The 26427-nt window shown below is 45.3% G+C and carries 31 protein-coding genes; 12 read left to right on the forward strand and 19 right to left on the reverse strand.

Annotated elements, in window-relative coordinates; all coding sequences use genetic code 11:
* Positions 1–122: 122 nt before the first annotated feature.
* The 11 genes from recX to QUE62_RS07825 form a co-directional block, all read right to left on the reverse strand.
* Complete coding sequence (gene recX, locus QUE62_RS07775) at positions 123–620, reverse strand: recombination regulator RecX (RefSeq protein WP_286261389.1); 498 nt, start codon at positions 618–620, stop codon at positions 123–125.
* On the reverse strand, positions 620–1714 hold the full coding sequence (recA, locus tag QUE62_RS07780; protein ID WP_234409737.1) for a recombinase RecA: 1095 nt from the start codon (positions 1712–1714) through the stop codon (positions 620–622). The genes recX and recA overlap by 1 nt, the downstream gene beginning before the upstream one ends.
* Before the next feature lie 187 nt (positions 1715–1901).
* Entirely contained in the window at positions 1902–2438 is a 537-nt protein-coding gene (locus QUE62_RS07785; RefSeq protein WP_286224765.1) for a DUF2878 domain-containing protein, read from the reverse strand.
* Positions 2439–2448: 10 nt separating this feature from the next.
* Entirely contained in the window at positions 2449–3006 is a 558-nt protein-coding gene (locus QUE62_RS07790) for a DUF3833 domain-containing protein (RefSeq protein WP_286261391.1), read from the reverse strand.
* Between the two features lie 20 nt (positions 3007–3026).
* Positions 3027–3596, reverse strand: coding sequence for a chalcone isomerase family protein (locus QUE62_RS07795; protein ID WP_286261394.1), 570 nt, complete (start codon positions 3594–3596; stop codon positions 3027–3029).
* A gap of 109 nt (positions 3597–3705) precedes the next feature.
* Entirely contained in the window at positions 3706–5847 is a 2142-nt protein-coding gene (locus QUE62_RS07800; protein WP_286261396.1) for a sodium:solute symporter family protein, read from the reverse strand.
* Positions 5848–5849: 2 nt separating this feature from the next.
* Positions 5850–6113 carry a DUF4212 domain-containing protein gene (locus tag QUE62_RS07805; RefSeq protein WP_286223498.1) on the reverse strand — a complete coding sequence of 88 codons (264 nt, stop codon included), beginning with the start codon at positions 6111–6113 and terminating at the stop codon, positions 5850–5852.
* A 63-nt stretch (positions 6114–6176) separates the two neighbouring features.
* On the reverse strand, positions 6177–6749 hold the full coding sequence (locus tag QUE62_RS07810; RefSeq protein WP_286223499.1) for a tetratricopeptide repeat protein: 573 nt from the start codon (positions 6747–6749) through the stop codon (positions 6177–6179).
* Entirely contained in the window at positions 6740–7036 is a 297-nt protein-coding gene (locus QUE62_RS07815) for a hypothetical protein (protein ID WP_108509036.1), read from the reverse strand. Before QUE62_RS07815 ends, QUE62_RS07810 begins: the two co-directional genes overlap by 10 nt.
* Positions 7037–7177: 141 nt before the next feature.
* Positions 7178–7825 carry a 3'-5' exonuclease gene (locus QUE62_RS07820; protein ID WP_286261398.1) on the reverse strand — a complete coding sequence of 216 codons (648 nt, stop codon included), beginning with the start codon at positions 7823–7825 and terminating at the stop codon, positions 7178–7180.
* On the reverse strand, positions 7815–9719 hold the full coding sequence (locus QUE62_RS07825; RefSeq protein WP_286261400.1) for a DUF294 nucleotidyltransferase-like domain-containing protein: 1905 nt from the start codon (positions 9717–9719) through the stop codon (positions 7815–7817). Before QUE62_RS07825 ends, QUE62_RS07820 begins: the two co-directional genes overlap by 11 nt.
* Before the next feature lie 123 nt (positions 9720–9842).
* On the opposite strand from QUE62_RS07825, the gene QUE62_RS07830 reads away from it, so the two are divergent.
* The gene (locus QUE62_RS07830) at positions 9843–10541 is read left to right on the forward strand and encodes a haloacid dehalogenase type II (protein WP_286223502.1); all 699 of its coding nucleotides are present in this window, start codon (positions 9843–9845) and stop codon (positions 10539–10541) included.
* Here QUE62_RS07830 and QUE62_RS07835 read toward each other — a convergent pair.
* Positions 10531–10776, reverse strand: a complete 246-nt coding sequence (locus QUE62_RS07835) for a hypothetical protein (protein WP_286223503.1) — start codon at positions 10774–10776, stop codon at positions 10531–10533. The genes QUE62_RS07830 and QUE62_RS07835 overlap by 11 nt on opposite strands.
* Before the next feature lie 71 nt (positions 10777–10847).
* On the opposite strand from QUE62_RS07835, the gene QUE62_RS07840 reads away from it, so the two are divergent.
* The 3 genes from QUE62_RS07840 (at position 10848) to QUE62_RS07850 (ending at position 14358) form a co-directional block, all read left to right on the forward strand.
* On the forward strand, positions 10848–11495 hold the full coding sequence (locus tag QUE62_RS07840; RefSeq protein WP_458574684.1) for a VTT domain-containing protein: 648 nt from the start codon (positions 10848–10850) through the stop codon (positions 11493–11495).
* A gap of 102 nt (positions 11496–11597) precedes the next feature.
* On the forward strand, positions 11598–13109 hold the full coding sequence (locus QUE62_RS07845) for an HAD-IB family phosphatase (RefSeq protein WP_286261401.1): 1512 nt from the start codon (positions 11598–11600) through the stop codon (positions 13107–13109).
* A 79-nt stretch (positions 13110–13188) separates the two neighbouring features.
* The gene (locus QUE62_RS07850) at positions 13189–14358 is read left to right on the forward strand and encodes an FAD-dependent oxidoreductase (protein ID WP_286261402.1); all 1170 of its coding nucleotides are present in this window, start codon (positions 13189–13191) and stop codon (positions 14356–14358) included.
* Here the strand turns inward: QUE62_RS07850 and QUE62_RS07855 are convergent.
* On the reverse strand, positions 14355–14771 hold the full coding sequence (locus QUE62_RS07855) for a peptidase associated/transthyretin-like domain-containing protein (RefSeq protein ID WP_286225219.1): 417 nt from the start codon (positions 14769–14771) through the stop codon (positions 14355–14357). The two genes, QUE62_RS07850 and QUE62_RS07855, sit on opposite strands and share 4 nt — an antisense overlap.
* A 25-nt stretch (positions 14772–14796) precedes the next feature.
* A complete protein-coding gene (locus QUE62_RS07860; RefSeq protein ID WP_286223507.1) occupies positions 14797–15486 on the reverse strand; it encodes a DUF3313 domain-containing protein in 690 nt (229 codons plus the stop codon).
* A 406-nt stretch (positions 15487–15892) separates the two neighbouring features.
* Between QUE62_RS07860 and QUE62_RS07865 the strand changes: the two genes are divergently transcribed.
* Together QUE62_RS07865 and QUE62_RS07870 are read left to right on the forward strand one after the other, a co-directional pair.
* Positions 15893–16069, forward strand: a complete 177-nt coding sequence (locus QUE62_RS07865; protein ID WP_286225220.1) for a hypothetical protein — start codon at positions 15893–15895, stop codon at positions 16067–16069.
* A 41-nt stretch (positions 16070–16110) separates the two neighbouring features.
* A complete protein-coding gene (locus QUE62_RS07870) occupies positions 16111–16374 on the forward strand; it encodes a hypothetical protein (protein WP_286261403.1) in 264 nt (87 codons plus the stop codon).
* On the opposite strand, the gene QUE62_RS07875 is transcribed toward QUE62_RS07870, so the two are convergent.
* From QUE62_RS07875 to QUE62_RS07890, 4 genes are all read right to left on the reverse strand, one after another.
* Complete coding sequence (locus QUE62_RS07875) at positions 16375–16554, reverse strand: hypothetical protein (RefSeq protein WP_286261404.1); 180 nt, start codon at positions 16552–16554, stop codon at positions 16375–16377.
* 17 nt (positions 16555–16571) lie between these two features.
* Positions 16572–16991, reverse strand: a complete 420-nt coding sequence (locus QUE62_RS07880) for a DUF2452 domain-containing protein (RefSeq protein WP_286223510.1) — start codon at positions 16989–16991, stop codon at positions 16572–16574.
* A gap of 160 nt (positions 16992–17151) precedes the next feature.
* Positions 17152–17928 carry a ferredoxin--NADP reductase gene (locus tag QUE62_RS07885; protein ID WP_108509052.1) on the reverse strand — a complete coding sequence of 259 codons (777 nt, stop codon included), beginning with the start codon at positions 17926–17928 and terminating at the stop codon, positions 17152–17154.
* Positions 17929–17982: 54 nt separating this feature from the next.
* Positions 17983–19071: an alkene reductase gene (locus tag QUE62_RS07890; RefSeq protein ID WP_286261406.1), complete on the reverse strand. Its 1089-nt coding sequence runs from the start codon at positions 19069–19071 to the stop codon at positions 17983–17985.
* Positions 19072–19134: 63 nt separating this feature from the next.
* Here QUE62_RS07890 and QUE62_RS07895 point away from each other — a divergent pair, with 63 nt between their 5' ends.
* The 6 genes from QUE62_RS07895 to QUE62_RS07920 all read left to right on the forward strand — a co-directional run bounded on the left by QUE62_RS07895 (position 19135) and on the right by QUE62_RS07920 (position 25231).
* Positions 19135–19335: a hypothetical protein gene (locus QUE62_RS07895; RefSeq protein ID WP_286261407.1), complete on the forward strand. Its 201-nt coding sequence runs from the start codon at positions 19135–19137 to the stop codon at positions 19333–19335.
* Positions 19336–19342: 7 nt separating this feature from the next.
* Positions 19343–19783 carry a hypothetical protein gene (locus QUE62_RS07900; protein ID WP_286261409.1) on the forward strand — a complete coding sequence of 147 codons (441 nt, stop codon included), beginning with the start codon at positions 19343–19345 and terminating at the stop codon, positions 19781–19783.
* On the forward strand, positions 19780–20529 hold the full coding sequence (modA, locus tag QUE62_RS07905; RefSeq protein WP_286261411.1) for a molybdate ABC transporter substrate-binding protein: 750 nt from the start codon (positions 19780–19782) through the stop codon (positions 20527–20529). The genes QUE62_RS07900 and modA overlap by 4 nt, the downstream gene beginning before the upstream one ends.
* 34 nt (positions 20530–20563) lie before the next feature.
* Positions 20564–21160 (forward strand): lipid IV(A) palmitoyltransferase PagP, encoded by a 597-nt coding sequence (gene pagP, locus QUE62_RS07910; protein WP_286261413.1) that lies wholly within the window; start codon positions 20564–20566, stop codon positions 21158–21160.
* An 11-nt stretch (positions 21161–21171) separates the two neighbouring features.
* On the forward strand, positions 21172–22095 hold the full coding sequence (locus tag QUE62_RS07915) for a DUF6268 family outer membrane beta-barrel protein (protein WP_286261415.1): 924 nt from the start codon (positions 21172–21174) through the stop codon (positions 22093–22095).
* Positions 22096–22732: 637 nt separating this feature from the next.
* On the forward strand, positions 22733–25231 hold the full coding sequence (locus QUE62_RS07920; protein ID WP_286261417.1) for a cation-translocating P-type ATPase: 2499 nt from the start codon (positions 22733–22735) through the stop codon (positions 25229–25231).
* 245 nt (positions 25232–25476) lie between these two features.
* On the opposite strand, the gene QUE62_RS07925 is transcribed toward QUE62_RS07920, so the two are convergent.
* A complete protein-coding gene (locus QUE62_RS07925) occupies positions 25477–26391 on the reverse strand; it encodes a ketopantoate reductase family protein (RefSeq protein WP_286261419.1) in 915 nt (304 codons plus the stop codon).
* Between the last annotated feature and the right edge of the window lie 36 nt (positions 26392–26427).

A 26427-nucleotide genomic window follows, 5' to 3' on the forward strand; every position in this document is an offset into this window, starting at 1 on the left:
CCAGCGTGAAAAGCTATTTTCCTTGATGGGGCCCTTGGGTCATTGACCCAAATCAAGGCAAAAAAGGCTTAATACGCCCTCAAAAGACCCATAAGTCTAACATTTTCACTGCACCAAATTGGCTATTTGGAGGGGGTGCGACCGCTGATCAATCGGCTGACAAGCTCTGGATTAAAGCCTTTTGAAACCAAGAAGCGATACTGCTTGGCACGCTCCTTTGGGTCTGAGGAAATCTCACCAAACTTACGAGCCCACAAGGCCTGGGCACGCTCAAATTCCGAGGTGCTTAGCTCATGACTTAGCTCTGCAATCATGCCGGGCTCTATGCCGGCCCGCTGCAACTCATCAGCCACACGGCGCAAACCGTAGCGCTGACTGCGCCGTCGCACGAGGGCCTGAGCATACCGTTCATCGGATAGCCAGCCCCGGGCCTCAAAGTCATTCAAGACCTGGGTAATTTGCTCTTCAAGGTCAGCCGGTGGACTGTCATCTGCCTGACTGGATAAACGCGCTAACTTTTGCGCCAACTCATGACGGCTATATTCGCGTCGCGATAAAAGGCGCAAAGCCCGAGCTTTGAGACTCGGGCTTTGTTTAGAAGCGTGATCTGATCCTGGCATTAAGCGCTCGCGGATTCGATCTCCTCATCGTCTAGGGTCTCACTAATGAGAGTGCCCCCACTCTTAACACCGAGCTTTTGCCGAATTTTCGCTTCGATCTCCTTCGCAATCTCAGGATTCTCTTTTAAGAACTCGCGCACATTATCTTTACCCTGACCGATACGATCGCCGTTATAGCTATACCAGGCACCGGATTTTTCAACGATCTCAGCCTCAACGCCCATATCGATGATTTCACCTTCACGAGAAATGCCCGAGCCATACATGATGTCAAAGATCGCTTCGCGGAATGGTGGGGATACTTTGTTCTTCACAACCTTCACACGGGTCTCGTTACCGATCACATCATCACCCTTTTTAATGCTACCGATTCTACGAATATCAAGGCGCATCGAAGCATAGAACTTAAGGGCATTACCGCCAGTCGTGGTTTCGGGGGAGCCGAACATCACACCAATCTTCATCCGAATTTGGTTAATGAATATCACCATGGAATTGGTGCGCTTGATCGTGCCCGTTAACTTACGCAAGGCTTGGCTCATCAGTCGTGCCTGCAGGCCTGGCAATGAATCTCCCATATCGCCTTCAATCTCAGCCTTTGGAACTAAGGCTGCGACCGAGTCGATCACGATTAAATCAATTGAACCTGAGCGTACTAGCGCATCGGCAATTTCCAATGCCTGCTCACCGGTATCGGGTTGAGAGATTAATAGATTGTTGACATCCACGCCCAGCTTAGCGGCATATTGCACATCTAATGCATGCTCGGCATCAATAAATGCGCAGGTGCCGCCGAGCTTTTGCATTTCAGCTACGGCATGCAGTGTTAATGTAGTTTTGCCAGAGGACTCTGGGCCGTAGATTTCAATCACACGCCCACGTGCCAAGCCGCCGACGCCCAGAGCAATATCAAGCCCCAAGGAGCCACTCGATACCACCTGAATATCCTGATTAATTTCTGCGTCGCCAAGACGCATGATCGAGCCTTTACCAAACTGCTTTTCAATTTGGGCCAAGGCAGCCGTCAGTGCTTTTTGCTTCTCGCCACTCATCCCTGCAAACTCTGATGAGGCTGATTTTTTCTTGTCGTCCATGGCCATCCTTTTCTAGATATCGGTTCGGTTTTGCTTGCTTAATTCCTGAAATTCATACTGTACGCTTACTGTATATAAAAACAGTATTGTTTGCAAGTAGGCATTTCTGATTTATTGGTACGATTGGCTTTATATTCAGTTAAGTAAGTACTTATTTACTTATAAGTATTTGATTTATATATAAATATTACTTTTCTTTAGCGAAGTATAGAAATACCGGCATCGCAATCGCCCAAACAACGGCCAAGTAGACCAGAGCAAAAACCTGTGTCTCCGAGTTTGGCCAAGTTGCTGCCCCAAGGCGTACCCCCGCCTCATAGCATAGAGGCCCAGCAATTGCGCCCAATACAGCGGCTAAGCTATTTTTTCCCTGTAGCCAAGACATCGACTCTTTTAGGGTGGTGGCAAAGACCAGCCATAGCGCCCACATCCAAACCGGTGAAATTGCCGCAAATGGAAAATCGGATTCGAACTGAATCCAGCCCAGTTGAACCAAAATCGTGTCAGCAATTAGGCCATAAATGAATACTTTGAGCAGTAGCTCGTGTTCACTCCGGGCATTTCGATGTAACCACAGATAAACCCCGATACAAAGGAGTGCGATCGCGAGTGCTAAACCCAATTGATGGTGAGCAGCACCCAAGATGCAAGCAAACCAACCAAGCTGGAACAAAACAAAGTTCCAGATCTTGCGCCAAGTACCCCGAGTAATTGCTAGATTCACAATATTCAATCTAGCGCTTATAGAAAGCTAAGGTGACCTCACCCAAATAAATCCCGAACTTACTCATTTCAGCTTTATTGAGCATCACCTTATCGTCCATCAAATACATCCAATCATTAAATTGCACGTGATAGGTTTTACCGTCCACTGGCAGGGCCAAGGTATAGCGCCAATTGAGCGCATTGCCCGCTAACTCGCCTACCGCTTCGCCAATCACATCACTAGCTGTTCCACTGTAACGGCCAGGGGCCACCTCAGTAAGCGTCCAAATACGCTTTTGCCTAGTACCATCGGAGTAAACAAAATCTTCATCCAAAACACCAACCTTTTTGCCATCCTTGACTTCCCATTTGGCTTTAATGAGGACTTTAAAGCGTTTAACAACCTCGCCACTGCGATTGGTAAAGATTCCGTAGGCATCAATCTCGCCATCAAAGTAGCTTGCCAAATCCAACTTGGGGACCTCTTTGCTATACATCTGCACACTTGGGCTTGAACAAGAAACCAAACCAAGAGTTAGAACAGAAATCAAAGAAATGGTTAGTAGACGCTTGAGTCCAGTGAACATAATGAGCACCAAGTGAAGAATTAAGGGTTAGGGCAGTTTGCAGCAATTAAAGCGGGCGGGCAGCGAGTCGCGATCAATGCGGAGCGTAACTTCGGTACACTGGTGCGCTCATCAAGCCAGATTCCAAAAAAGGCTTTGGCAAATGCATCGCCAGCAATATCACCAATTGGTTTGCCATTGTGCAGGAATAAAGTACCACGATCGGGAAGATGAATGCCAACTAAGGTGTCACCCGAGGCAATATCTGGAAAGAGTTTCTCGAGGCTTTGCAACCAAATCGTGCGCTGCTTTTCAGAAACACCTAAGCGGGTCATTTCATCGATCGTGCGCTTGGCTAAATCAGCACCTTTAAAGGATCGAATGTAATGAATTTCCAAGGCAAAGCCATTTTGGCCTTTGGGATCAGCCACATAGTAGCGGGCGTCGTAGACGTCAAAACCCCAAAATGTGAGTCGGCCCTGACCCTGGAGGCTAGCGCTCTCAATGTAGCGATAAACCGGGGATTTGGTACTGGACGCACTCGCAAATACCCAGCTTGGCCCTAAAAGGGTGAGCGCAAGACAAAGGGTTGGATAAAGAGACCATTTCATGCCACCAAGCATAGAGGAGTTTTATGACCCTTGCACAAACCCCATTTTTCACAAGGAGGAATAAAAAAACCCGCTCCAAAGAGCGGGTTTCAGACTACATCAAACTTGATTAGTTAGCTTGTGTATTTAACGTATCGCCACGCAGCGTTGGGTAACGCACGTGATCGACTAACTCCTGAATATCTTTGCGTGGAGCTGGGGTTACCAAGCTCACCAAGATAATCACTGCAAAGCCAACCGGTACACCAAAGAGGCCGGCAGAGATTGGCTGAATACCCCACCAGAGTTCAATTGGGGAAGTAACGCCAAAAATTCCGCGCATCCATGGTTGTGTGGTTGCCATGTAGTAGAAGGTAATTGCAAGACCAGCCACCATACCAATACAAGCACCTGCTTTAGTTGCACGCTTCCAGAAAATACCCAAGGTAAGTGCTGGGAAGAATGAGGCTGCAGCAAAGGAGAACGCCGCACCTACTAAGAACAGAATGTCTGCTGGTTTTTGGGCAGCCACATAGGCAGCCGCTAAGGCCACGACCAACAACAAGGCTTTCGAAATCGCTACGCGCCGTGAAGCAGGTGCGTTTGGATCGATCATCTTGTAGTACAAATCATGGGACAAAGCGTTTGCAATGGTCAACAGCAAGCCGTCAGCAGTTGAGAGCGCAGCAGCTAAACCACCCGCTGCCACCATTCCGGAAATCACGTATGGTAAGCCCGCAATTTCTGGGGTCGCCAACACGATGATGTCACCACCAATGGTCATCTCAGCCAATTGGAAGATACCGTCCTTATTGATATCAGCAACGGAGAGCAAGGATGGGTCAACTTTCGACCACGCTGCAATCCAGGCTGGTAGCTTATCAAACGGCGTTCCCACCAAGACCGTGAAGACCTCGTATTTCACCAAGACTGCCAAGGCAGGTGCAGTGAAGTAGAGCAAGAAAATGAAGAACAGCGACCAGGTCACAGACTCACGCGCAGCTTTCACCGATGGTGTGGTGTAAAAGCGCATCAGGATGTGTGGCAATGCCGCAGTACCTAACATCAAGCAGAAGATCAACGCTAAGAAATTACGACGCGATGTATCAAATGCAGTACGAGCCTTCTCATCACCATTCGGATCACCAGCAAACTGCTGTGCATGCCGTGGCATGTTCGCTAATGGGTTCGAACGATTATTGGCGCTAGTGCGTTGTGCTGTCCACGCTTTCTTAGCAGCTTCCGCATCTTTTGGAACGGCAGCTAACGCTTTTTCAGCAGCAGCAATTTCTTCGGCAGGCGCATTCGCTGCTTTCAGATCAGCCACTTTCTTCTCCGCAGCAGCCTTGTCAGCAGCTAAGGCAGCAGGCACATCCTTTAATTTCTCAGCAAGTGCGTCAGCACGTGCTTTGAAAATCGCACGGACTTCCAGCTCTTTGGGATCCTTGATGAGCTCAGCTTCTCTAGCAGTCACTTTTTCCAATTGCTGACCATAGATCAGTTGTGGAATTGGGAAGCTAGTTTGCTTCATGGATAACCAGACCACTGGAATCATGTAAGCAATGATCAAGATGATGTACTGTGCAACCTGTGTCCAGGTCACGGCACGCATACCACCCAAGAACGAGCAAACCAAAATACCAGCCAAGCCTAAGAAAATACCAATCTCAAATGGTACGCCAGCCAAACGGGTGGTAATCAAACCAACACCGTAAATCTGCGCAACCACGTATACGAACGAGACCAGAATCGCTGCCAAAATACCAATGAAGCGAGGTAAGTTACCGTCATAACGAGCGCCCAAAAAGTCAGGGATCGTAAATTGACCGAACTTACGCAGGTATGGTGCCAAGAACAATGCCACTAAGCAGTAGCCACCAGTCCAACCCATAATGAAGGCTAAGCCACCGTAACCAGTGAGGTACAAAGTACCTGCCATACCGATAAACGACGCTGCCGACATCCAGTCCGAGCCTGTTGCCATACCGTTGTAAACCGCGGGCACTCGTCGACCAGCTACATAGTATTCTGCAGCATCATTTGTTCGACTCATTACGCCGATACCGGCATAAAGCAACACGGTTGCGCCAAGGAAAACGTAACCAATGGTGGCGCGAGCCATTCCCATTGCTTCAGCAATTCCAAGAATAACTACAAATGCAAGGAAGCCGAGGGTATAAAAACCATAGACTTTGTTTAGCTTCTTTTTAAAGTCGGCATTACTGCCGCCGCCGCCAAAAACACTACCATCACCAGGTGTCATTCCAGCCATGATTAATCTTCCTCCACTTCAGCACAGTCATATTCTTTATCAAGATTATTCATGTAGTGTGCGTAGTAAGCAATGATCAGCACATAAATTACCAATGCTCCTTGGGCTCCAACCCAAAAACTAAAGGGCCAACCAAAGAAATTGAAATTTAAGTCCCGCGCGTTATAGCCAACAACAAAGGTCACAATAAACCAAATCGCCAACAGCAGAGCTGATATACGTAGGTTCTTTGACCAATATTGTTTATGCGATTCTGTTAATTGCATAACAGTTTCTCCTTAGGTTATTAAAAACATCTACATCAAACTTCGTACTTCTACTTCATTGTGCTAAGCAGTTAGACCAGTCTCCCGCTCCAACTGCTTAGCAAATTTCGGCTCAAATTCTTTTAAATGCCTGATGATTTTTACTGCTTCTTCGGGTTCTTGGCGATCCACATAAACCCTTGCTAATTGGTACCAACCATAGGGACTCATGGGCTGAAGCTGAGTATTTTTCTTCAAAGCCTTGATGGCTTCATCAAAACGACGCTGCTGAATTAGGGTTAGCCCTAATCCGTACCAGGCTAGATCCATCTTCTCGTCTAGCTTGAGCGCTTTACGAAAACTGAACTCGGCATCCTCCACTTGACCCAATTCTTCTTGTAAGTAAGCAAGGTTGTACCAAGAGTAGGCTGGGGCATCTGAGCGCTGTACAACCCTTTTATAAAAAGCGATTGCGCCCTCTTTATCCCCTGCTTGAGTTTTTAAATAAGCAAGGCTCGAGAGTACATAGGGATCATTTGGGTATTCACGCAGCATTTCTTCAAACACCATCATTGCTTGCTGCTGCAAGCCAAATAGGATGAATGCAGAGGCTCGCCACTTAAAGAGATACCAGCGTAAATTGTGGCTTACTGACATAGCTCAACCCCAATCGTGACGCAATGCTCAATTTTGGCCAGGGTCACAGCAATGTATAAGACCGCGACAATACAGAAGGCAACAAACGGAATTTGATGGTCCGCAATTTGCTTGGGCGAGATAAAACGCGCCACACTTGTCCATGGCTTATTCACGATTTGGAATAGCTGATAAAAGAGATTGGTTTCGCGCTTTACTCCAGTTAAAACATACAACAACCCTTGGCCAATGAGAGCTAGGCCGCCAATATATAAAAGTAATTGAGCGATGTTCAGAAATAAAAGCACGGAAAGCCTTATAGAGCTTAGTGAAAAAACCAATGGGGATTATGGTTGGGGTGCAAAAACACCCAAATCGGTGCTTACCCTAGGTCGTGATAAATAAATCCCTTGGGATCTAGTACTTACCCTAGGTATGTCAATCTAAGCTTACGTTCTAGGAATCCAAGCCCCGTGCTTGGCCAGGGTTTTAAGCGCTTTAAGGCTATTCGCCTCGCGTGTAATTGAGCTCCATAGGCAAAGCAGTAACTCACAGGTTGCCAAGGTATCGGCTGCTGCTTGATGGCGAACTGCGCACTCAATTCCAAAGTGTGACAGCCAATCGTCTAAAGCACGTGCCTTTGGCTTTAATCCCGATAAAGCAGCTAAAGGCTCAATATCAATCCAATCATTACTCAATAGTGGTAAGTGAAGTTGCTGATACGCACGATTAATCATGGCGTGATCAAAAGGCGCATGAAATGCCAATAGCGGCGAATCTCCAACCCAGTGACGAAACTCCTCTAACACCTCAACGGCTGGTCTACCTTGCTTTTGAGCCCCTGCGCCAATGTGATGCACCAATATATTGTCCTTATCGGATGCCAACTCTTGGCGAAGAACGGCTTCGTAACTATCTCCCAAAATAATCGAGGGCGTAGTAAAGCCTGGCCCTACCTCAACTGCAATGGCAGCAATCGCTAATAATCGATCACGATGTGGATCAAGGCCAGTGGTTTCAACATCGAGTACAACCCAGCGATTGGGTTCAGGCATTGGTGATGAAAAACCAAAACGCGCCAATAATCTAGCGAACATAATCAAGCTCTAAACGCTGTTGCAGATTGCGCACTTCAGATAATGACTCCCGCAGAATGGTCTTATCAACCGAATTTAATTGCTCTACATCTACTGCATTGGGATTGCCGCCGATCGCGTAGCCATCAATTTGCGCGGCTAAGCGTAAGGTTTGTAAATACTCAAATCCTGCAATCCATGCAATGCTCTCTGATTCATTGAGCTTTAATGCACGGCCAATTGCAGCAAGTCGCTCACGTGTATTGACGGCACTAATACCATGGGCCAATGAATAGATTCGGGCGCAGTCAACCATAATCGCTGTGCCCTGTAACTTAATATCGATGGTTTTCTTCCCATCAAGTTCTTTGGTTTCTAGGCTACCAAACCAATTAAATGGCACTTTCCACTGCAAGGAATTTTCAACCAATAATTTAATAAATCGTGGGGTAGCCTCTGCGTGCTTCACAACGTAATTGCGTAATGGCTCAAGCAAAGACTCATTACCAGCAAGCGCTCTAAAGTCAAAGAAGATGCTGGCATTAAGAAGATCCTCTGGATTACCTTGCTCAATCCAACGTGCAAAGCGTTGCAACCACTCCTGTTGGCTAATGCAAAGCTCAGGGTTGCTCGCCATGATATTGCCCTTACATAAAGGGTAACCACACGCGTCAAGAGCATGATTAACGTCTTTGGCAAAGGCAAGATAGCGCGCTTTGTGGGAAATCTCAGAATCCATCAAAATAAGTGCGTTATCTTGATCAGTCGCAATCGTTTGTTCGCTTCGACCCTCCGAACCAAGCGAGATCCATGCAAATCGGTCCATACTCAAATCATGTTGCTTGGCAAAGTTAGTAATCAGTTGTGCCGTTAATACATCATTGAGGTGACTAATCAAGGCGGTTAATTGACGCGCTTGCACACCCTGACCTAAAAGATTGCGCGCAAATTTACGTATATTGCTAGCGCATTCTTTTAAGCTATCCACATCTTCGGCCGACCGGATTGAACTGCTGATATTGTTAAGTGATAAACGCTGCAAAGAAAATAAATCACGCTCCGAAATAATGCCAACCAGTTCCTTGCCGCGCAACACTGGTAAGTGACGAATGTGATAACGCGACATCGTTAGGCCAGCAGTCTCAGCAGTATCGTCAATGGATATAGTTTTAACATCACGCGACATGACTTGAGATATCGGTATTTCGAGGGAAACTTGGGCAAGCGTTACCCGACTCAAGATATCGTAGCGGGTCAAGATACCGACAATAGTTCCGCCCTCATCCACCACCAAAACAGAGCCCACTTTTTTATCATGAATTAATTGCAAAGCAACCTTCAACGGGGTGTCGGGACGAACGGAAATCGGCCTCTTGAGTGCTAGATCTCGCATTGGACTTTCAAGTGACTGTTCGGTTAATGCTTGAGAAGCAAAACTATTGCGCAAAGCCGTTCTGGATTCCTCAAGGAGCTTCAAGATACGGTTATTTAAAAAGTCACTGAAGGGCTTGGATCGCTTAGCGAGCTCATGCATACGCTCTATCGGTAAGGCTAAGCAAAAACAGTCATCGATTGCCACGTACTTCACTGTGCTTGGAAGCCCTCCATAACATGCGCTAACTGCCAACAGATCGCCCGGGTCCAGCTCAAATCCAGTCTCTTCAAAACCAGGAATCAAACGGCGACCCGATACCCTCCCTTGTCGAATGAGATACAGCATCTTTGGTACACCGTCTGCTGGAGAAAGAATAATTTCTTCGGGAGCAAAGTACGATTCAACAGAATGGCGCAAGAAAAAATCGACGTCCTGCTCTGCCATTTTTGAAAAAGGTAGTACGCGCATTAACTGCTGACGTAGGTTTTGTACAAGGCTGTACGATATGGGAGTCACTTTTTGTAGATCTGTGGATTCCATTGAGTGAATACCTCGCTTACGTTATGTATCGGTACCATTTCATTATGAACACGATGTACTCTTGAATCAATACAATAAGATTATTCGCTTATTTACCTTGATTTCTAGTCAACTACTCCGCCCATGAAATACCAACTAATTGCGTTTGATGCCTATGGAACCCTGCTGGATGTGTTTGCGGTTGCGGCGCGTGCTGAGCAATTGTTTCCGGGGCATGGAAAATCCTTATCGCAGCTCTGGCGGGATAAACAGCTCGAATACACACGCCTGATCTCCCTAGCAGATCCAAATGCAGAGGGTAGTCAACACTATCAATCGTTTTGGGATATCACCATTGCAGCATTGCGTTTTAGTTGTAAGCAACTCAAGCTCAATCTTACAAGGGAAAATGAGGCCCAGTTACTTCAGCAATACGCCCATTTAGATCCATTTACAGAATCTAAGCAGGTGCTTGGGGAAGTAAAAAGAATGGGTTTAAAAACCTGTGTACTATCAAACGGCAACACCGAAATGCTATCGACAGCCCTTGGCCATAGTCAGCTCAAGGAATATTTTGATGCAGTGATCTCAGTTGACGAAGCACGGCAGTTCAAAATTACACCTGCCAGTTATCAATTGGTTCTTAAGCACTTCTCCGTAGCAAAAGATCAGGTGTTATTTATATCCTGTAATGCCTGGGACATTATTGGTGCCAACTGGTTTGGATTTGATACCTTTTGGGTCAATCGTTATTTGCTACCTTTTGAAGAAATTGGTCTTAAACCACGGTATAGCGGAGAAAACTTAAATGCTCTACTACCAAATATCAAAACTACTCCATGAGCATTGCAATAAATTCGTAGATTAAATAGCCAGCACCGATCGCCAGTATTGTGTAGACAAAGGTGTGCACAAAGGTATTTCCTAGAGCCCCTAAACGCTCCTGCAAAAAGATTAAAAAGGTGTAATCTGGATTCGGGTCATTACGCCATCGATAGAAACTCACCACGAGTTGGTAAAGATTAAAGACCACCCACAAACCAAAAGTGATTTGGATAAAAGTAAATATGTATTGCATGGCTGCATTCTAGAGCTTTTTCATCATTAGCCAATATCATTACAATGCCAGCAATACATTAAAGGCAAATCTTGGACTTTTCTTACCTCATCGATTTATTTCTCAATCTTGATAAGAACTTGGCACTCATTGCCAATCAATGGGGCACCTGGATCTATGTTCTGCTCTTTACGATCATCTTTGTTGAAACTGGGCTTGTCATCATGCCCTTTCTGCCCGGCGACTCCTTGCTCTTTGTCGCGGGCGCACTCACTGCAGCGGGTGATCTAAGTCTTCCGGTACTCATGGTCTTACTGACCAGTGCGGCCATTTTGGGTGATGCCGTGAACTACTCGGTTGGGCGTTTTGTGGGCAATAAAGTCTTCTCTTGGGAAAACTCACGCTGGTTTAATAAGAAAGCCTTTGATCAAGCACATGCCTTTTATGAAAAGTACGGCCCCATCACCATTGTGATTGGTCGATTTTTGCCATTTGTCAGAACGTTTGCCCCCTTTGTGGCCGGCGTCGCTCAGATGCGCTACCCCGTATTTGTTTTCTATAACATTATTGGCGGCATCATCTGGGTCTGCAGCCTAACAGGCCTTGGTTTTTTGATCGGCGAGCATCCGTGGGTGAAGAGTAATTTCTCAATCGTTGCACTCGCAATGATCATTATTCCTGGCTTACCTGCGCTTTGGATTTTTCTGAAAGAACTTTGGAAGAAATTTAAATCCAAGTAAATTCATTTACTTAGGAATGCATCTCATGTTTTGCTTGGGTGTCAAGCAAAATTGACAGAAGATGTCGGTATACTGATTATCCAAAAATCAGCAGGAGAAAATATGTTTATTTTCCTAATGCGGCTATGGAAACGGTTCAAGCATTATCTTCGCGTTCAAAGTGAACGTTTGTTTCCAGCAAAACTAATCCAGCCTGATCGCAAGAAAGAGTCGAGTAAACCTCAAGCAATCTCATTGAGTGTCATCATTCCAGCGCTCAATGAAGAGAGGCAAATATCCTCGGTGATTGCCTTTGCGCTTAAAGATAAGTTGACCAAAGAAGTCATTGTGGTTGACGATAGTTCGATTGATCGAACTGCTGAACTAGCCAAGCAGTCAGGAGCCCGAGTAATACGGAGTTCCATGCTAGGCAAAGGGGCGTCCATGCATGATGGCCTAATGGTTGCCCAGCATGAGTACATTCTTTATTTGGATGGTGACTTAAAAGACCTCAATGAGAACCTAGTCGCAGCCATGCTTGAGCCATTGCAAAAAGATCGGGCCGATTTTGTGAAAGCCAAATTTGGCCGAGGTGGGGGTCGGGTAACAGAACTAACGGCAAAACCCATGTTGAAAGTTTTCTTTCCGGAACTTGCCCACATTAACCAACCCCTCGGTGGAATCATTGCTGCCAAGGCAAGTCTCCTCAAAAACCTGCACTTTGAAAATGGCTACGGGGTTGATATTGGACTTTTATTGGGCGCATTCCAGAAAGGTGCGCGTATCGCAGAAGTGGATATTGGCTCCCTAGAGCATGAGAGTCAGCCACTCCATGATCTAACGTATATGGCCAATGAAGTGGCCAGAGTCATTCATTTCTATTCGAAAGAGGCTGGGCGTCTGCACGTTGAGCAAATTAGTGAAATGTATGAAATGCAACGCCAAGCATCAGCTTCCTTTGATTTCATCATCTCGCGCCAAAAAAATCGTGACAAAGTCCTACTGCTGGATATGGATGGCACGATTACACCCAACCGATTTGTTGTCGATTTAGCCAAATTTACCAATACCCACGAAACCTTAAACGCTTTATTAGACAACCCCCAAGATGATTCGGGTACCCGTAGTCAAAAAATAGCGGAGATTTTTAAGTTCACCCATCGCAATCAATTTGAAAAAGTGGCAATGGGATTACCGATTCGTCCAGGGGTCATTGAGTTAGTCAATGAGATGAAACGCCAGGGCTTCATGGTTGGGATTGTTTCTGATAGCTACTTTATTGCCGCTGAAATTATGAGGCGTCGGATCTTTGCAGATTTTGCGATTGCACATGTCCTCCACTTCCAGAATGATATCTGCACGGGCCAACTTCGCATTAATTCTGATTTTCTTCCAGATGGATCTAGCGATCGATCGCTGGCGTGCAAAAGCCATGTGGCTAATCGCTTCCTGACCAAGAAATCAAGGCCTAGCTTTAAAGAGGTTTGGGCCATTGGGGATAATCTCAATGATCTCCATATGCTAAAGCTGGTAGATAAAGCATTTGTCATTGATCCCAAATCACCCCAACTGACGCAGATCAAAGGCATTACAAGCATTGATTCCTTTCAGGAATTGCTTGCCATCACACCATAAAGCATGTCTAGTCTTGGGCAGTCATGTGATTGGGTTCACAATACTGTCTTTTACAGAACATTAGAAATTTTTAGATCGCATGATTAAACCAATTGTTATTATCGGAAGTGGCCTCGCAGCCTATACCCTGATTCGTGAATACCGCAAGCTCAATTCAGAGCATCCCATTACCGTAATTACCCAAGAGTCGGGTGATTTTTATTCCAAGCCAATGCTGTCGACTGCGATTGCTGGTCAAAAATCTGCCGAGCAACTTGTCACCAGCTCGGGAGCCAAAATGGCTGAGCAATTCAATCTCACTTTGCATGCCCATGCAACTGTTAAGAGGATTGAGCCGAAGCATCAAATGATTTCTGTAGTCCTTAGCGATGATCAATCAATTGATATTGGATATAGCCAATTAGTCTTAGCGCTTGGTGCTGATCAAATCCGCATTTCGATCGATGGGGACGCTAGCGATGCAATTCAATCGGTCAATGATTTACACGATTACGCCAACTTCCGCACACAACTCGATGGCAAGAAAAAAGTGGTGATTCTTGGCGCGGGTTTGATTGGTTGTGAATTTGCAAACGATTTGGCACTCGGTGGTTATCAGGTTGAAGTAATTGATCTTGCAGACCAGCTCTTGAGTCGCCTATTGCCAAAACCCATTGCACAAGCACTTGAGCAACAGCTATCCAGTCTTGGTGTCCTTTGGCATTTAGGAACCAGTATTCAATCGATTTCTCACGATGGCGATCATCTACAAATTTCATTAAGAAATGGTCAATCAATCAGTGCCGATCTGGTGCTATCAGCACTGGGGCTGGCCCCCAGGGTTCAATTGGCCAAAGAAGCGGGCATCGCCACTAATCGCGGGATTGTTGTAAATCGTCAGCTAGAAACCAGCATCCAGAATATCTATAGCTTGGGTGATTGCGCAGAGGTTGAGGGTCAGGTTCTTCCGTACGTAATGCCAATCATGCAAGCTGCTCGCACCTTGGCCATGGTTTTGGCTGGACAAAACGCATCTTTAGTCTATCCAGCGATGCCGGTAATGATTAAAACGCCCGCATTGCCCTTGATTGTTTCGCCTCCACCGATAGGAAGCTCTGGCTCATGGTCAATCAAGCATTTAGACGGCGGGATTGAGGGGCTCTTTCATAACGATCAATCTGAACTCATCGGCTTTGCCCTGGCGGGATCAGCAACGAGTCAGCGCGCCGCTCTCACTAAACTCCTCCCCCCAATTTTAGGAACTTCTTAAGGGCGCCAGAATAAGGTCAGCTTTTGTGGATCGCCTTCTTTGAGGACCACATTGCGCTTAAGTAATTTGCCCTGATAACTTGCCTCAACAGTGTATTGTCCTGGCGGGGCATTGAGAAGCATTAAGGGTCCATCGCATACGGTCTCTAGGATGGATTGTTGTTTGGCGTTCTGCACACGAATATCAATACCCGCAATCCAAACGCCACGGCCACTTCCATCAATCTCCGACATCTCAATAAGTAGTGACCACTTTTTAGCAGCCGCAAACATGGCACTAGACTCATCACTGCCAATGCCGCCAGTAATAAAGGTTGTATCCCCTTGCGTCTTACTGGGCGGTAATTGAGCAAGGCTTGCACCGGATAAGAATCCGGTACAAACCATCAGACACTGAATCACAAAATGACGCATGGATGATTTCCTAACTAGGTCTCAATTATTTCATCGCAGAGCCAGGTAACGGCTTTAAGGGCGACTCCATTGCAAACACTACGATACGCCGCGTCATATCCTGAAAGGCGCCAACGGAGCTTGAACCAAGACGGAAGGGCTCACCCTGCACAGCGACCATACCGCCCGCAATAAATTCTTTGGTTTGGCTGTCGGTCACGCGATTTTCAACGACCAAAGCAGGCGTTTTTGAATTGTTGCCCGTTGCAAATGCAGCCGCATTCGCAGCCAATCCAATCGGGGTAAAGTTCCAAGGCTTAAGACCATCAGCCGATAACTCAGCACCAGTGATACCAACGGCTACCCGTGCCACGCCAGGGCCAGGCTTATCGACCAACTTAATATCAGAGCGTCTTTGAACAGCTTGGCGCATCGCCTCTTCTAAAATTTTCTTGGTCTGCGCAATCACCTCAGGCGTAATTTCTTTGGTGTACTCGGTCTGATTTAAGTAAACAGGATCAATCATGACCGCGGTATAACTCGATGCTTGAATGCCTGGCTTGATATAGCGCCAAGCCCGTATATCTTTGGGCGTATTACCTACCACCTGCAGCACGTTGTAATTTGGCAGAAATCCAGACTCGGGCATACGCTCGGTCATGACCTTAGGACCGCCACCACAGGCCGTTAAACCCAAAACGACTGCACTTACACCAATAGCCAATTTAATCTTCATATTCTTTCCTAGGGGGTTGATTACGAACGAAGTGAATTCAAGCATTTGCATTTGATGCTTGACGATAAGGCGATCAGGAAATAACTAATGATCCCGATGGTAAATACAGTTGCATCTTGCGAATCAAAGAACATTAATAATCCAATGACGGTGATTCCGACAGCAAGGCAACTGAGTATGGTTTTTAAGAACATGGCTCCTCCAATATTTGACAAATAAGTATAAGAGTGATTTAGGAATTCGAATAGTACCCACGAATAAAGAGAGATCGTTCAAGGAGAGCGGTCTAATCGGACGGTTCCTGGAGGGAAAGACGCCTTTGGGCAGGCAAAACCAACTGATTTTTTGATCTAGCGCAAATTATCAGATCTACCTCTTGCTAGACTAAGATCAACTCGAGGTAAAAATGCGACTTATATTATTTTGTGAACAAACCGGTGCCCGTTTAGACCCCAAGCAATCGGCCGCCGTTTGCGCTGCCGAGCATGGCTGTGACTCTCATCAAAACTGCCCGTTGATACCCAAGCCATCAGAGCCAAATCAACAGGTAAGTACTCTAGCCCCGGTCGAAATTTCCTCATAAGATAAAACTGTTTACACTCTTCCCAAAAGGAGTGGCCTGCAATGCGAATGGTTTTGTATCTATTGATTGCGTTAATACCCATCGGCATGGTGTATTCACGCCTTCTAGATCGATCAAAATTAAGGGATTTTTTTATTGCCATCTCGTATCTGAGCATGATGGCATGGGCATTTTTCTTTGCCCTACTCTTAGAGATGCTCTTACGGATTCCCCTCAAGTACTCCGTCGCTGTTTTAGCTGTTGTGATGGCCTATGCCCACTTTCGGGCCATTGCCTATCTGCACAAAAAGCGTCAAGGGAACTAATTAGGCCTGATCGTTTTTGCTTTCAAGCTTGACTTGCATGGCCTCGTCTTGGGGTGCGTCAAGATTTAATGGCATATGAACCATTTTTTCGCCATCCCATTTTTGGCCACACCAACACTCACCAGCGTCATTGATGATGCAAACACCGGATCCACAACAACGGCTATCCGACTTTTTCATATCTTCACCTCGTTGATTTAGTCTTCCACCACTTCCCAGGTACTGTCGCCTAACTTACGAACCACCTGGCAAAAAGACCAGCCTGCTGGAATACCGCAACTCCATTCACTGGGAGCGTTTTGAACCAAACGATAAGAGCCGACGCTCTCATCTTGATACAAATAATATTTTTTGCCATAGACTGGGCTGAAACTAAACTTGGCGGCATGAACCATTTCAGTTGCATCTAGGCGAGCTTGTAGCGCTTTTGCTTGACGCATCAAAACGGCTGCTTGCTCCATGATGCGCTCATATTCTTGATTGGCATGCGCCCTAGCAATATTGATCGCTTTATCTTTTTCCTCGCGAATCGGCACGGGCGCAAATTTGGGTGCGCCCACTTCCATGGGGTACTCAATGGCGTTATGACGGGCTGGATCGGTATCTTCAATGCGCATGATCATTGAATTCTAGTGGTTTATCACCAAAATCACAGGGCCCAACCTAGGGTTTTTAATTACTGATAAATCTGTATAGTGAAATTGACAGCTTTGCTCTTAAATGAAGACTGATTTATTTCCTTTGAATTTAAGCCCCGCAAGGGGCTTCTTTTTTAGATTACTTCTCGACAAAAGCCCGCTCGAAGACGTAGTCGCCCAGCTCTCCGGAGGATGGAGAGACCTTAAAGCCCCGTTGATCCAATAACTCACTGGTTTCTTTCAGCATTGCAGGGCTGCCACAGATCATGGCGCGATCCACTGCAGGATCTAGTGGTGGCAATCCAATATCAGTAAACAGTTTTCCGGATTCAATTGCGGTAGTTAAGCGGCCAGTATGGGAATAGGCTTCACGAGTTACTGTGGGGTAATAAATGAGTTGATTACGTACCAACTCTCCCAAAAACTCATCATTGGGCAATTCGTTTGTAAGGTAGTCCTGATAGGCAAGCTCGCTCACTACGCGCACGCCATGAACTAAAACGATTTTCTCAAACCGCTCATAGGTATCTGGATCGCGAATAATACTCAAAAATGGAGCCAAGCCGGTTCCAGTACTAAATAGATATAAATGCTTTCCTGGATTCAGATCATCAATCACCAAGGTACCAACGGATTTCTCGCTCACAAGGATGGGATCGCCCACCTGAATATGCTGAAGTCGTGAGGTCAATGGGCCATTGGGTACTTTGATACTAAAGAACTCCAAATGCTCCTCATAGTTCGGACTCACTACACTATAGGCACGAGCTAATGGCTTACCATCCACCTCAAGGCCGATCATTAAAAAATGGCCGTTACGAAAACGTAGTCCACGATTGCGGGTCGTTGTAAAGCTAAATAAACTTTCGTTCCAGTGTTTGACAGAGAGCACGCGCTCTGTTTGATAGGTGGCCATAACTATTCGGGGGTTCGCATATAAGAATCAATCCCTCCATTGTAATGAATGGACTTATAGCGCTGGATAATCGGTGTAACCCTTTTCATTGCCGCCATAAAAGGTGGCGCGCTGATAGGGGTTTAATGGGGCTTTTAACTCAAAGCGTTTTGGCAAATCGGGATTAGCAATAAACAGTCTGCCAAATGCAATCGCATCGGCCTCGCCATCAGCAATCGCTTTCTCAGCACTGGCTTGGTCAAAACCACCAGCTAACACCACCTTCCCAGTAAATAAAGAACGAAACATTTGGCCTGTTCGCGGCGCATCAGCCACCAATTGATCACTGCCGCCCGCTGTGGTTGCGCGTGGCTCAATCAAATGCAGATAAGAAAGATTGAATCGATTGAGTGCGTTGATCAAATGGGCAAATAAAGCTTTCGGATCGGAATCGGCAATGTCGTTGAATGTGCCATAAGGCGATAAACGGATTCCGACGCGACCACTACCCCATACCGGAATAATCGCCTCTAGTATTTCTAAGACTAATTTGCAGCGATTGGCAATCGATCCGCCATATGCATCCGTGCGCTGATTCGTGCGATCTTGTAAAAACTGGTCTAACAAGTAACCATTAGCTGCGTGCAACTCGACGCCATCAAACCCAGCGGCTTTAGCCTGATGGGCAGCATGTACATAATCAGCCTTCAACTGCCCAATCTCTTCAAGGGTTAATGCTCTTGGAGTTTCGTATTCGGCCAGGGACCAAGATGCGGTATATACCTTGCCTGCGGATTGAATAGCTGAGGGAGCAACTGGCAAGCCTTCATCTGGATGAAGTGAGGAGTGAGAAATGCGCCCAACATGCCATAACTGCAAAACGATTTTGCCACCCCGCGCATGCACTGCATCAGTCACTGTCCGCCACGCAGCCACTTGAGAGTCGCTGTAAATACCGGGGGTTGCTGGATAGCCTTTACCCAATGGTGAGATCTGTGTTGCTTCACTAATGATGAGGCCAGCGGAAGCACGCTGTGCATAGTACTCTGCTGCCAATGGTCCTGGGACGCCATCATCACCCGCACGCATCCGGGTTAGTGGTGCCATCAAGATTCGGTTTTCAAGAGAGAGTAAGCCAAGCGTAACGGGAGTGAATAAATTCATTACCAACCTTTGTTAAGTTCCATGTAAAGTGTGGATTTTATAGGCTATCCATATAAATTTCTGATGACATCAACAGCAAAATTTCAGGCAGGCGACCAATTAATTCATCTCAAGTCAGGTGGACACTATCGCATAATTGGCTTAGGGAAGATAGAGGCTAACTTAGAAGATGTATACATTTATGAAGCGCTTCGCAACCATACCCTATGGGTTCGACCCAAAGCAGAGATGGAAGATGGTCGCTTTGTAAAGCAACTCGGATGACGATTCGATGTTTTTAGAAGAGCATGATTTAAAAACGTCTACCGAGATTGATGCCTTAGAAGCAAAGTATCAAGAGATTGAAGCATTTACGAGCCTGCTATTTACTGATATGGATGAGGTTGAACGAACTCGTCATGAAGCTATCAAGCAACGCTTTGAAGAACTCAAGGTGACTCTTTTTAAAAACTCAGACCACCTCTTGAGTCAAGCCAAACATCCCGATTCTGGGTCTGCCCAAAAGGCATTACGCGAAGCACAACTCAATATGATGTTCGATTGGGAACAGTTTGGGCTCACCGAGGACATGTTTTTCAAGTTATATCAATGCCACCGCAATCAATTGATTGGCGATGCTGATCTGAAAATGCGAGCTGCTTTAATCGAACAAATCTTAGCGATTGAGACCAACCTCACTTTGCTCTTCAAAATTCGGCAACTGACTTCATGATTCCAAAATTCCTACCAGTTCTTTTTTGTTCATTCTTTGCAGGGCTTGTACACGCTCAAGCAAGCTTTGTCGTCGTGGCAGCCAACATGAAAGACGCATTTATTGAGATTCAGAATCAGTTCCAGAAGGAAAACAAGGGTGAATTAAAGGTTATCTATGGCTCCTCTGGAAACTTTGCCTCACAAATCATGAACGGCGCCCCGTTTCACTTATTTATCTCTGCAGACGAGCAATATCCTCTTGAGCTATTTAAAAAGGGGAGAACAGTCAATGAGGGCACTGTTTATGCAATTGGAAAATTAGCGGTGATTGCTAATAAAGGCAAAGGCATTACTCTGGATGACTCTAAAGACAAAATTGCAGATGCCATTAGAAAAGCCAACAAGATTGCTCTAGCAAAGCCTGAACTTGCCCCTTATGGTCGCGCTAGTGTTGAGTATTTAAAAGCTAGTAATTTATGGGAGTTGTCAAAATCGAAGATTGTGTATGCCGACAATATTGCCATGGCAGCGATGTTTGTAACGACTGGCTCTGCTGATATTGGCTTTACCGCCCTCTCGATTGCTAGATCACCATCTGTTGCCAAACAGATTTCCTCTGTTGAACTAACCGAAGGCTATCAGTCCATTAAACAACGGATGGTGCTCATTAAAAATCCCACCCCTGATGCAATACGACTCTACGAGTTTATGCAATCCCCTAAAGCCAAAGAGATACTGCGTTCGTTTGGATATCAAACCCCATAACTAAAGCCCCTACATTATTAGGGCTACCCTAACTATGAATTCATGCTTAACTAGCGTGATGAACATTGGCGATAAAGGCAAATTCCGAATGCGATTTCTTTTATTCTTGTTTCTTCAGTTTGGCATGATCACTTTGGTGCATGCAAACACATCCTTCAAAGATTCGGTCAAATCCAAGGTTGAAACCATTTGGACTCAAGGTGATGTGGTCGGATATTTGCCGTTGTACACCTACCATATGCCCTATGCCTATCCTCCAGAGAAATTAGATCAGTACACCGATATTCCACTAGGACTTGGGATAGGCAAAGGCTTATATAACAATCGTGGTAACTGGGAGGGGCTCTATGCCATGACCTTCAGAGACTCTCATGGCGTTTATCAATACATGGCTGGTTATGGTTGGATCCCAACCTGGAACTTATCTACCAATGGAAATTGGAGAGTGGGCGCAGGAGCAACGGTATTTATGATGTCGCGGCAAGATATTTTTAATTACATCCCTTTCCCTGGCTTGCTCCCCGTTGGTTCATTGGGCTATAAAAATCTCAGCCTTCAAACCTCATTTGTACCGGGTGGTGATGGTTTTGGGAATGTTCTTTTTACATGGGCCAAATGGACATTTAAATAAGATAGCTATAAATGCTTAGATACCTAGCCCTCTTTGCTAGCTTTGTCATCTTTGGTGGATATGCCCCTCTCTCCTTAGCCCAGCCTGTTGGGATTGCTCAAAGTCCTGGACTCAAAGCATCTGTCAGTGTGGTTGGCATTAATCAATTTAATACCAATCTAAATTCTGGGGGTAGCTTTGGCTGGTCTTATGCCAGTGCATCACTTGGACTTCTAAATAATGCTTCTCCAGTCACTACGGTTGGCATGTCATTGCGCTATGAAACCGAGTTTTGGAACTGGAGCAATATGCAAGCCTATAACTTAGGCGGCAAGAATCCTTGGGGGACTATCCAAAGCCCTGGGGTCAGTTTTATTTACTCCCATAAATTTGACTCGGACTGGAAACTTAATTTAATTCCTACTATTGAGTCGAATGCCGAACAAGGTGCTGAGCTCGGTAACTCTTTAACCTATGGCACGATTGTGAATGCCTCCAAGCAACTATCGCCCACTCTCAATCTTGGTTTGGGTACTGGAGTCTTTCGGCAAATTGATACCAATCGTATTTTTCCTTTCGTTGTGATTGATTGGAAAATTACCGACCGCTGGAATCTTAATAATCCTTTTCCTGGCGGCCCTGCTGGTGGTGCAGGTCTAGAATTGAGTTATGCGGTCACGCCACAATTTAAGATATCAGGCGGTGCAGCTTATCGCAGTTATCGCTTTCGTCTGAGTAACTCAAGCGCCTATGCTGGCGGCGTCGGACAAAATAAATTTGTTCCCATCTTTGCGCGATTCTCGTACGCATTTGATCGAACCACTTTGCTGGATCTTTATACAATTGCGAACGTTGGGGGCAGCGTTTCAGCGATTGATCAAAGTGGTAATACCGTTCTAACAACTAATTACAAAACGGCTCCTGCGATTGCCTTGAGTTTAGTAAAGCGCTTCTAATCCAGGGAATGGCCACCAGTTAATGTTGCACTTATATTATGTTGTAGGGTTCACAATTCTGGGAATTAGCTTAGCTGGTTAGGGCAACAGAATCATCAGCTCGAAGTTTCGGGAAAATTCTCAGTCGTTTCAAACGACGCATGCCATAACCTCACAGATGGGATATTCCCATGATTGAGGGTAGTCGTGACAATGAATCTACACTCTCCGATCTAATGACCAAGCTATTTGGCTATGAGATAGGAATATATGATCATTTACTTTTACCCGATGAAGATGGGTAAGCACTAGTTCTTTTTTAAACAGACATTGCTATCAATTTTATATTGCCCTTGTTACCATTAGGTTGTGATGAACCAGGGGGGTAATCATGAGTGTATGGCAAAAATCAATCATTGGCGGTCTATGTTTATCCTTTTTTCACTTTTTATGGATCGTGCTAGTAGCTGCTGGATGGGCGCAACCAGTAATGGACTTCATTTTTAAATTTCATATGCTGAACTCACCCTTTACAGTTCAGCCATTTAATATTCAGCTAGCGATGGGTTTACTGGCTATTACCTTTCTGGCTGGTTGTTTTTATGTGTTGGCCTTTTATTCGATCAGAGCCCTATTTTCAAAATAGACGCCGCCAACAATGTTCACTCCTGATCAAGGACTCAAACAAAGCGATGTAGATCGCTTTCATGCCCAATTTGGATTTAATGAAATACCCGATAAAAGTAAGAGAACGATTCTTCGGATATTGGTTCACGTTATCAAAGAGCCAATGTTTTCCTTGCTGCTTTTGGCGGCCTTAGTTTATGTCGTCATTGGTAGCCTTGAAGATGCTCTTTTACTTGGTGTTTTCATTGCTCTGTCAATCGGCATTACCGTATATCAAGAGAATAAAAGTGAAAAAGCCATACAGGCCCTAAAAGATCTATCAAGCCCGAGGGCTTTGGTTATCCGCGACGGTGAAATCAAACGAATCGCTGGGAAAGACGTAGTGATTGGGGATCTACTAATTCTAGAAGAGGGTGATCGTATTAGTGCTGACGCTAAACTTCTTCGCAGTAATGATTTGCTCGTTGACGAATCTTTGCTTACTGGGGAGTCTGACTCAGTCGAAAAGAAAATGGGTGATTTAATTTTCTCGGGTAGTTTAGTAGTTCGAGGGGGCGGCACTGCCACTGTTCAATCCATTGGCACCCATACTGAACTTGGAAAGATTGGCAAAAGTCTTTTAGAAATCCAAGATCCAAATAGCCCACTTCAAAATGAGATCAAAGCTCTCATAAAGCGATTTTCAATATTGGGCATTAGCCTGTCGATCCTTGTCTGCCTAACTTATGGCTTTTTATACAACCAATGGCTCGATGGTGTTTTATCTGGAATTAGCTTAACCATGGCCTTATTGCCCGAGGAATTTACCCTCGTTCTCATGGTGTTTATGGCACTAGGGGTTTGGCGAATTTCTCGTCAACATGTGCTTACTCGTAAAACCTCAGTAATTGAAACACTCGGAAGCATCACAGCGCTTTGTGTTGACAAGACTGGTACCTTAACCTTAAATCAGATGTCACTACAGGCCATTGCCAGCCCCCAGCAGATTCTTTATTTTTCGGACTCAGCAACTTTAGATCAGCAAGCAAAGGAAATTCTGAGCTATTCCATATTGGCCAGTGAAGAGGAGCCCTTTGATCCGATGGAAAAGGCATTTACCGAATCCACTATTACTCTCCATCAAGATCACTTTACGCTCTATCAAGACTATGAAATAGCTCATGAATACAGCTTTACGCCCGATTTACCAGCGATGGCCCATGTATGGGGACATACAAAAAATCCTGAAGATTATTTGATTGCGATGAAGGGCTCTCCCGAGGTCGTCATGTCCTTATGCGACCTGAGTGAATCGCAAAAATTAATCATTACAAAGCAAATCCATGAAATGGCGTCTCAGGGACTCAGGCTTTTGGGTGTGGCGAAATGCTCTTACCGTAAAACCAATGGCCGGTGGCCCCAAACCCTTCACGATATTTCATTTGAATGGTTAGGACTCGTGGGCCTTAAAGATCCCTTAAGAAATGAGGTGCCAGCCTCCATTCAGCAATGCCACGAAGCAGGGATTCAGGTAATCATGATTACTGGCGATCATGCCATCACTGCAAAGGCGATTGCCCGACAGGCAGGCATAGAATCTAATCACATTCTTTCTGGCAATGAAATAGACTCATTAAGCGATAAAGCACTAAAAGATGCTTTGGATAAAGTTCGAGTATTTGTTCGTATTAAGCCAGCGCAAAAGTTACGTCTAGTCCAAGCCCTTCAGGCTAAAAATCAGATTGTGGGAATGACTGGCGATGGCATCAATGATGCACCCGCGCTAAAAGCGGCCCATGTTGGAATCAGTATGGGGCAGCGTGGTACGGATGTGGCGAGAGAAGCCTCATCACTTGTTTTATTAAATGATGATTTTTCTTCCATTGTGAATGCGATTCGCCAAGGGCGGCAGATTCATGACAATCTTCAAAAAGCCATCATTTATATCGTCGCAGGACATGTGCCAATTGCTGGGGCAATTTTCATTCCACTTCTTTTTGGATTTCCCCCATTGCTTTACCCCATCCATATTTTGTTTTTGGAGATGATTATTGATCCTTCGTGTGCGATTGTATTTGAGGCGGAAACACCCGAGTCTAATTTAATGAAGCAACCCCCACGCGATTCAAATAAAAAAATTTTTAGTTTCGATAATTTTTTAATTGGAGCACTTCAAGGATTTGGTTTGCTAGTGATTGTGATGGCTGTGTATTTTTTACTTATTTGGAATGACCACTCTCAGATGTATGCTAATACGGTCGCTTTTGGAATCTTAGTGTTTGGGAATTTAATGCTTGTTATGGTTAGCAGATCAAGGCGCATCAACATCTTTAAGATCCTAAAAAAACCCAACCCCTCGCAGTATTGGATTATGGGAATTGCCATTTCATTATTTGTTGGATTTACGTTTCTTTCTTTTTTTAAGGAACGATTTCGATTTACCGAATTATCAATAGAAATGGCAGTATTAATATTGGCTTCAGTGGTTATTGGAATGCTATGGTTTGAACTCGTTAAGGCAACATTCCGTCAAATGCCTAGGTTTTCATAGCTATGGTTGTGGTGCTATAAATTCACCTTTTTAAAAGGACATTTCTCAACACACCTGATTTTTGATATTGCTAGATATTTGAAATCGCAGCGGAATAGACCAGAGCTGAGGATGTCTGACTCTAACTCTAGACTGCCGTTTTAAACGACAAATTCCATAACTACACGGATGGGATCTTGCCGTGGTTGAGGGCGGCTGCGGCTGAGTAGACTAGAGCCAAAGACTTTAATTCTTTGATTTAAAGTTTAGGATCCCTTGATTTGTGTAACCGCAATCTGCGTATAAGCCATTTTGAGTAGCTGGCACCCTATGCGATTTTCCTCACCCTTTTTAATCATTTGACCCAGTATGTGTTCGTGTTCGGTCCTTTGGCCTGAAATTAAATCTCTCAACATCGAAGCGGTAAACGGTGAGCCCTCTTTGGTAAGCATCTCAATTGCTTTACTTCTGGGCACCTCTCCGATGGTATGACCGCCAGCTTTAGCAATTGAGCAGCATTCTTCATACATCGCTAACGTTAATTCTTTACCGTAGGGAGTTGAAACAATTTCGCCCACCGAGCCGCGACATAATGTCGTCATACCAGCCAGTGTTGCTAAGAAAACCCATTTATCCCATAACGCTTGCTCAATGTTTTCGCTATAGGCACTATTGAAATCTGCCTGTTTACAGAGCGCAATAAACTCTTTAGCTAAGGCCACATGCTCTGGAGATCGAGGTCCAACGGTCAACATATCCAGATCGGTCAATTGCCTGACAGCACCCGTATCTGTGATCATAGCCGCAATGTGCGCCACACCGCCCATGACTCTGGCTTTACCGAATTGTTGATCCAGAGACTCCATATGAGAAAGCCCATTTAAAAATGGTAGTAATACGCCTTGAGAACTTGCTTTGATTAGCGACTTTAACGATTCATCCAAATCAAATGCTTTAGGCGCCAAAATGATCAAATCATAGATAGGTTCCAGCTGACCAGCTGTCACCGCTTTGGGATGAACTGTAAAACTACCTTTAGGGGTTTCAATGGTCAGCCCGTGTGCCTGAATTAACTGATGGCGTTTTTCTCGTAGTAAAAAAGTAATGTCTGCGCCAGCATTTATTAACTTCGCTCCAAAGTAGCCACCAATGCCACCAGCACCAACAATTAATATCTTCATTGTGTAATCTTGTCTTAAGAATTAATTTATCTAACC

The sequence above is a fragment of the Polynucleobacter sp. HIN9 genome (genome assembly GCF_030297635.1).
Lineage (GTDB): Bacteria > Pseudomonadota > Gammaproteobacteria > Burkholderiales > Burkholderiaceae > Polynucleobacter.

Excerpts from the sequence above, each read along its gene's own strand:
- recX (WP_286261389.1), bottom strand. The coding sequence starts at position 620 with ATGCCAGGATCAGATCACGCTTCTAAACAAAGCCCGAGTCTCAAAGCT.
- recA (WP_234409737.1), bottom strand. The coding sequence starts at position 1,714 with ATGGACGACAAGAAAAAATCAGCCTCATCAGAGTTTGCAGGGATGAGT.
- QUE62_RS07790 (WP_286261391.1), bottom strand. The coding sequence starts at position 3,006 with ATGTTCACTGGACTCAAGCGTCTACTAACCATTTCTTTGATTTCTGTT.
- QUE62_RS07795 (WP_286261394.1), bottom strand. The coding sequence starts at position 3,596 with ATGAAATGGTCTCTTTATCCAACCCTTTGTCTTGCGCTCACCCTTTTA.
- QUE62_RS07800 (WP_286261396.1), bottom strand. The coding sequence starts at position 5,847 with ATGGCTGGAATGACACCTGGTGATGGTAGTGTTTTTGGCGGCGGCGGC.
- QUE62_RS07805 (WP_286223498.1), bottom strand. The coding sequence starts at position 6,113 with ATGCAATTAACAGAATCGCATAAACAATATTGGTCAAAGAACCTACGT.
- QUE62_RS07810 (WP_286223499.1), bottom strand. The coding sequence starts at position 6,749 with ATGTCAGTAAGCCACAATTTACGCTGGTATCTCTTTAAGTGGCGAGCC.
- QUE62_RS07820 (WP_286261398.1), bottom strand. The coding sequence starts at position 7,825 with ATGTTCGCTAGATTATTGGCGCGTTTTGGTTTTTCATCACCAATGCCT.
- QUE62_RS07825 (WP_286261400.1), bottom strand. The coding sequence starts at position 9,719 with ATGGAATCCACAGATCTACAAAAAGTGACTCCCATATCGTACAGCCTT.
- QUE62_RS07830 (WP_286223502.1), top strand. The coding sequence starts at position 9,843 with ATGAAATACCAACTAATTGCGTTTGATGCCTATGGAACCCTGCTGGAT.
- QUE62_RS07835 (WP_286223503.1), bottom strand. The coding sequence starts at position 10,776 with ATGCAATACATATTTACTTTTATCCAAATCACTTTTGGTTTGTGGGTG.
- QUE62_RS07845 (WP_286261401.1), top strand. The coding sequence starts at position 11,598 with ATGTTTATTTTCCTAATGCGGCTATGGAAACGGTTCAAGCATTATCTT.
- QUE62_RS07850 (WP_286261402.1), top strand. The coding sequence starts at position 13,189 with ATGATTAAACCAATTGTTATTATCGGAAGTGGCCTCGCAGCCTATACC.
- QUE62_RS07855 (WP_286225219.1), bottom strand. The coding sequence starts at position 14,771 with ATGCGTCATTTTGTGATTCAGTGTCTGATGGTTTGTACCGGATTCTTA.
- QUE62_RS07860 (WP_286223507.1), bottom strand. The coding sequence starts at position 15,486 with ATGAAGATTAAATTGGCTATTGGTGTAAGTGCAGTCGTTTTGGGTTTA.
- QUE62_RS07865 (WP_286225220.1), top strand. The coding sequence starts at position 15,893 with ATGCGACTTATATTATTTTGTGAACAAACCGGTGCCCGTTTAGACCCC.
- QUE62_RS07870 (WP_286261403.1), top strand. The coding sequence starts at position 16,111 with ATGCGAATGGTTTTGTATCTATTGATTGCGTTAATACCCATCGGCATG.
- QUE62_RS07875 (WP_286261404.1), bottom strand. The coding sequence starts at position 16,554 with ATGAAAAAGTCGGATAGCCGTTGTTGTGGATCCGGTGTTTGCATCATC.
- QUE62_RS07880 (WP_286223510.1), bottom strand. The coding sequence starts at position 16,991 with ATGCGCATTGAAGATACCGATCCAGCCCGTCATAACGCCATTGAGTAC.
- QUE62_RS07885 (WP_108509052.1), bottom strand. The coding sequence starts at position 17,928 with ATGGCCACCTATCAAACAGAGCGCGTGCTCTCTGTCAAACACTGGAAC.
- QUE62_RS07890 (WP_286261406.1), bottom strand. The coding sequence starts at position 19,071 with ATGAATTTATTCACTCCCGTTACGCTTGGCTTACTCTCTCTTGAAAAC.
- QUE62_RS07895 (WP_286261407.1), top strand. The coding sequence starts at position 19,135 with ATGACATCAACAGCAAAATTTCAGGCAGGCGACCAATTAATTCATCTC.
- QUE62_RS07900 (WP_286261409.1), top strand. The coding sequence starts at position 19,343 with ATGTTTTTAGAAGAGCATGATTTAAAAACGTCTACCGAGATTGATGCC.
- modA (WP_286261411.1), top strand. The coding sequence starts at position 19,780 with ATGATTCCAAAATTCCTACCAGTTCTTTTTTGTTCATTCTTTGCAGGG.
- pagP (WP_286261413.1), top strand. The coding sequence starts at position 20,564 with ATGAATTCATGCTTAACTAGCGTGATGAACATTGGCGATAAAGGCAAA.
- QUE62_RS07915 (WP_286261415.1), top strand. The coding sequence starts at position 21,172 with ATGCTTAGATACCTAGCCCTCTTTGCTAGCTTTGTCATCTTTGGTGGA.
- QUE62_RS07920 (WP_286261417.1), top strand. The coding sequence starts at position 22,733 with ATGTTCACTCCTGATCAAGGACTCAAACAAAGCGATGTAGATCGCTTT.
- QUE62_RS07925 (WP_286261419.1), bottom strand. The coding sequence starts at position 26,391 with ATGAAGATATTAATTGTTGGTGCTGGTGGCATTGGTGGCTACTTTGGA.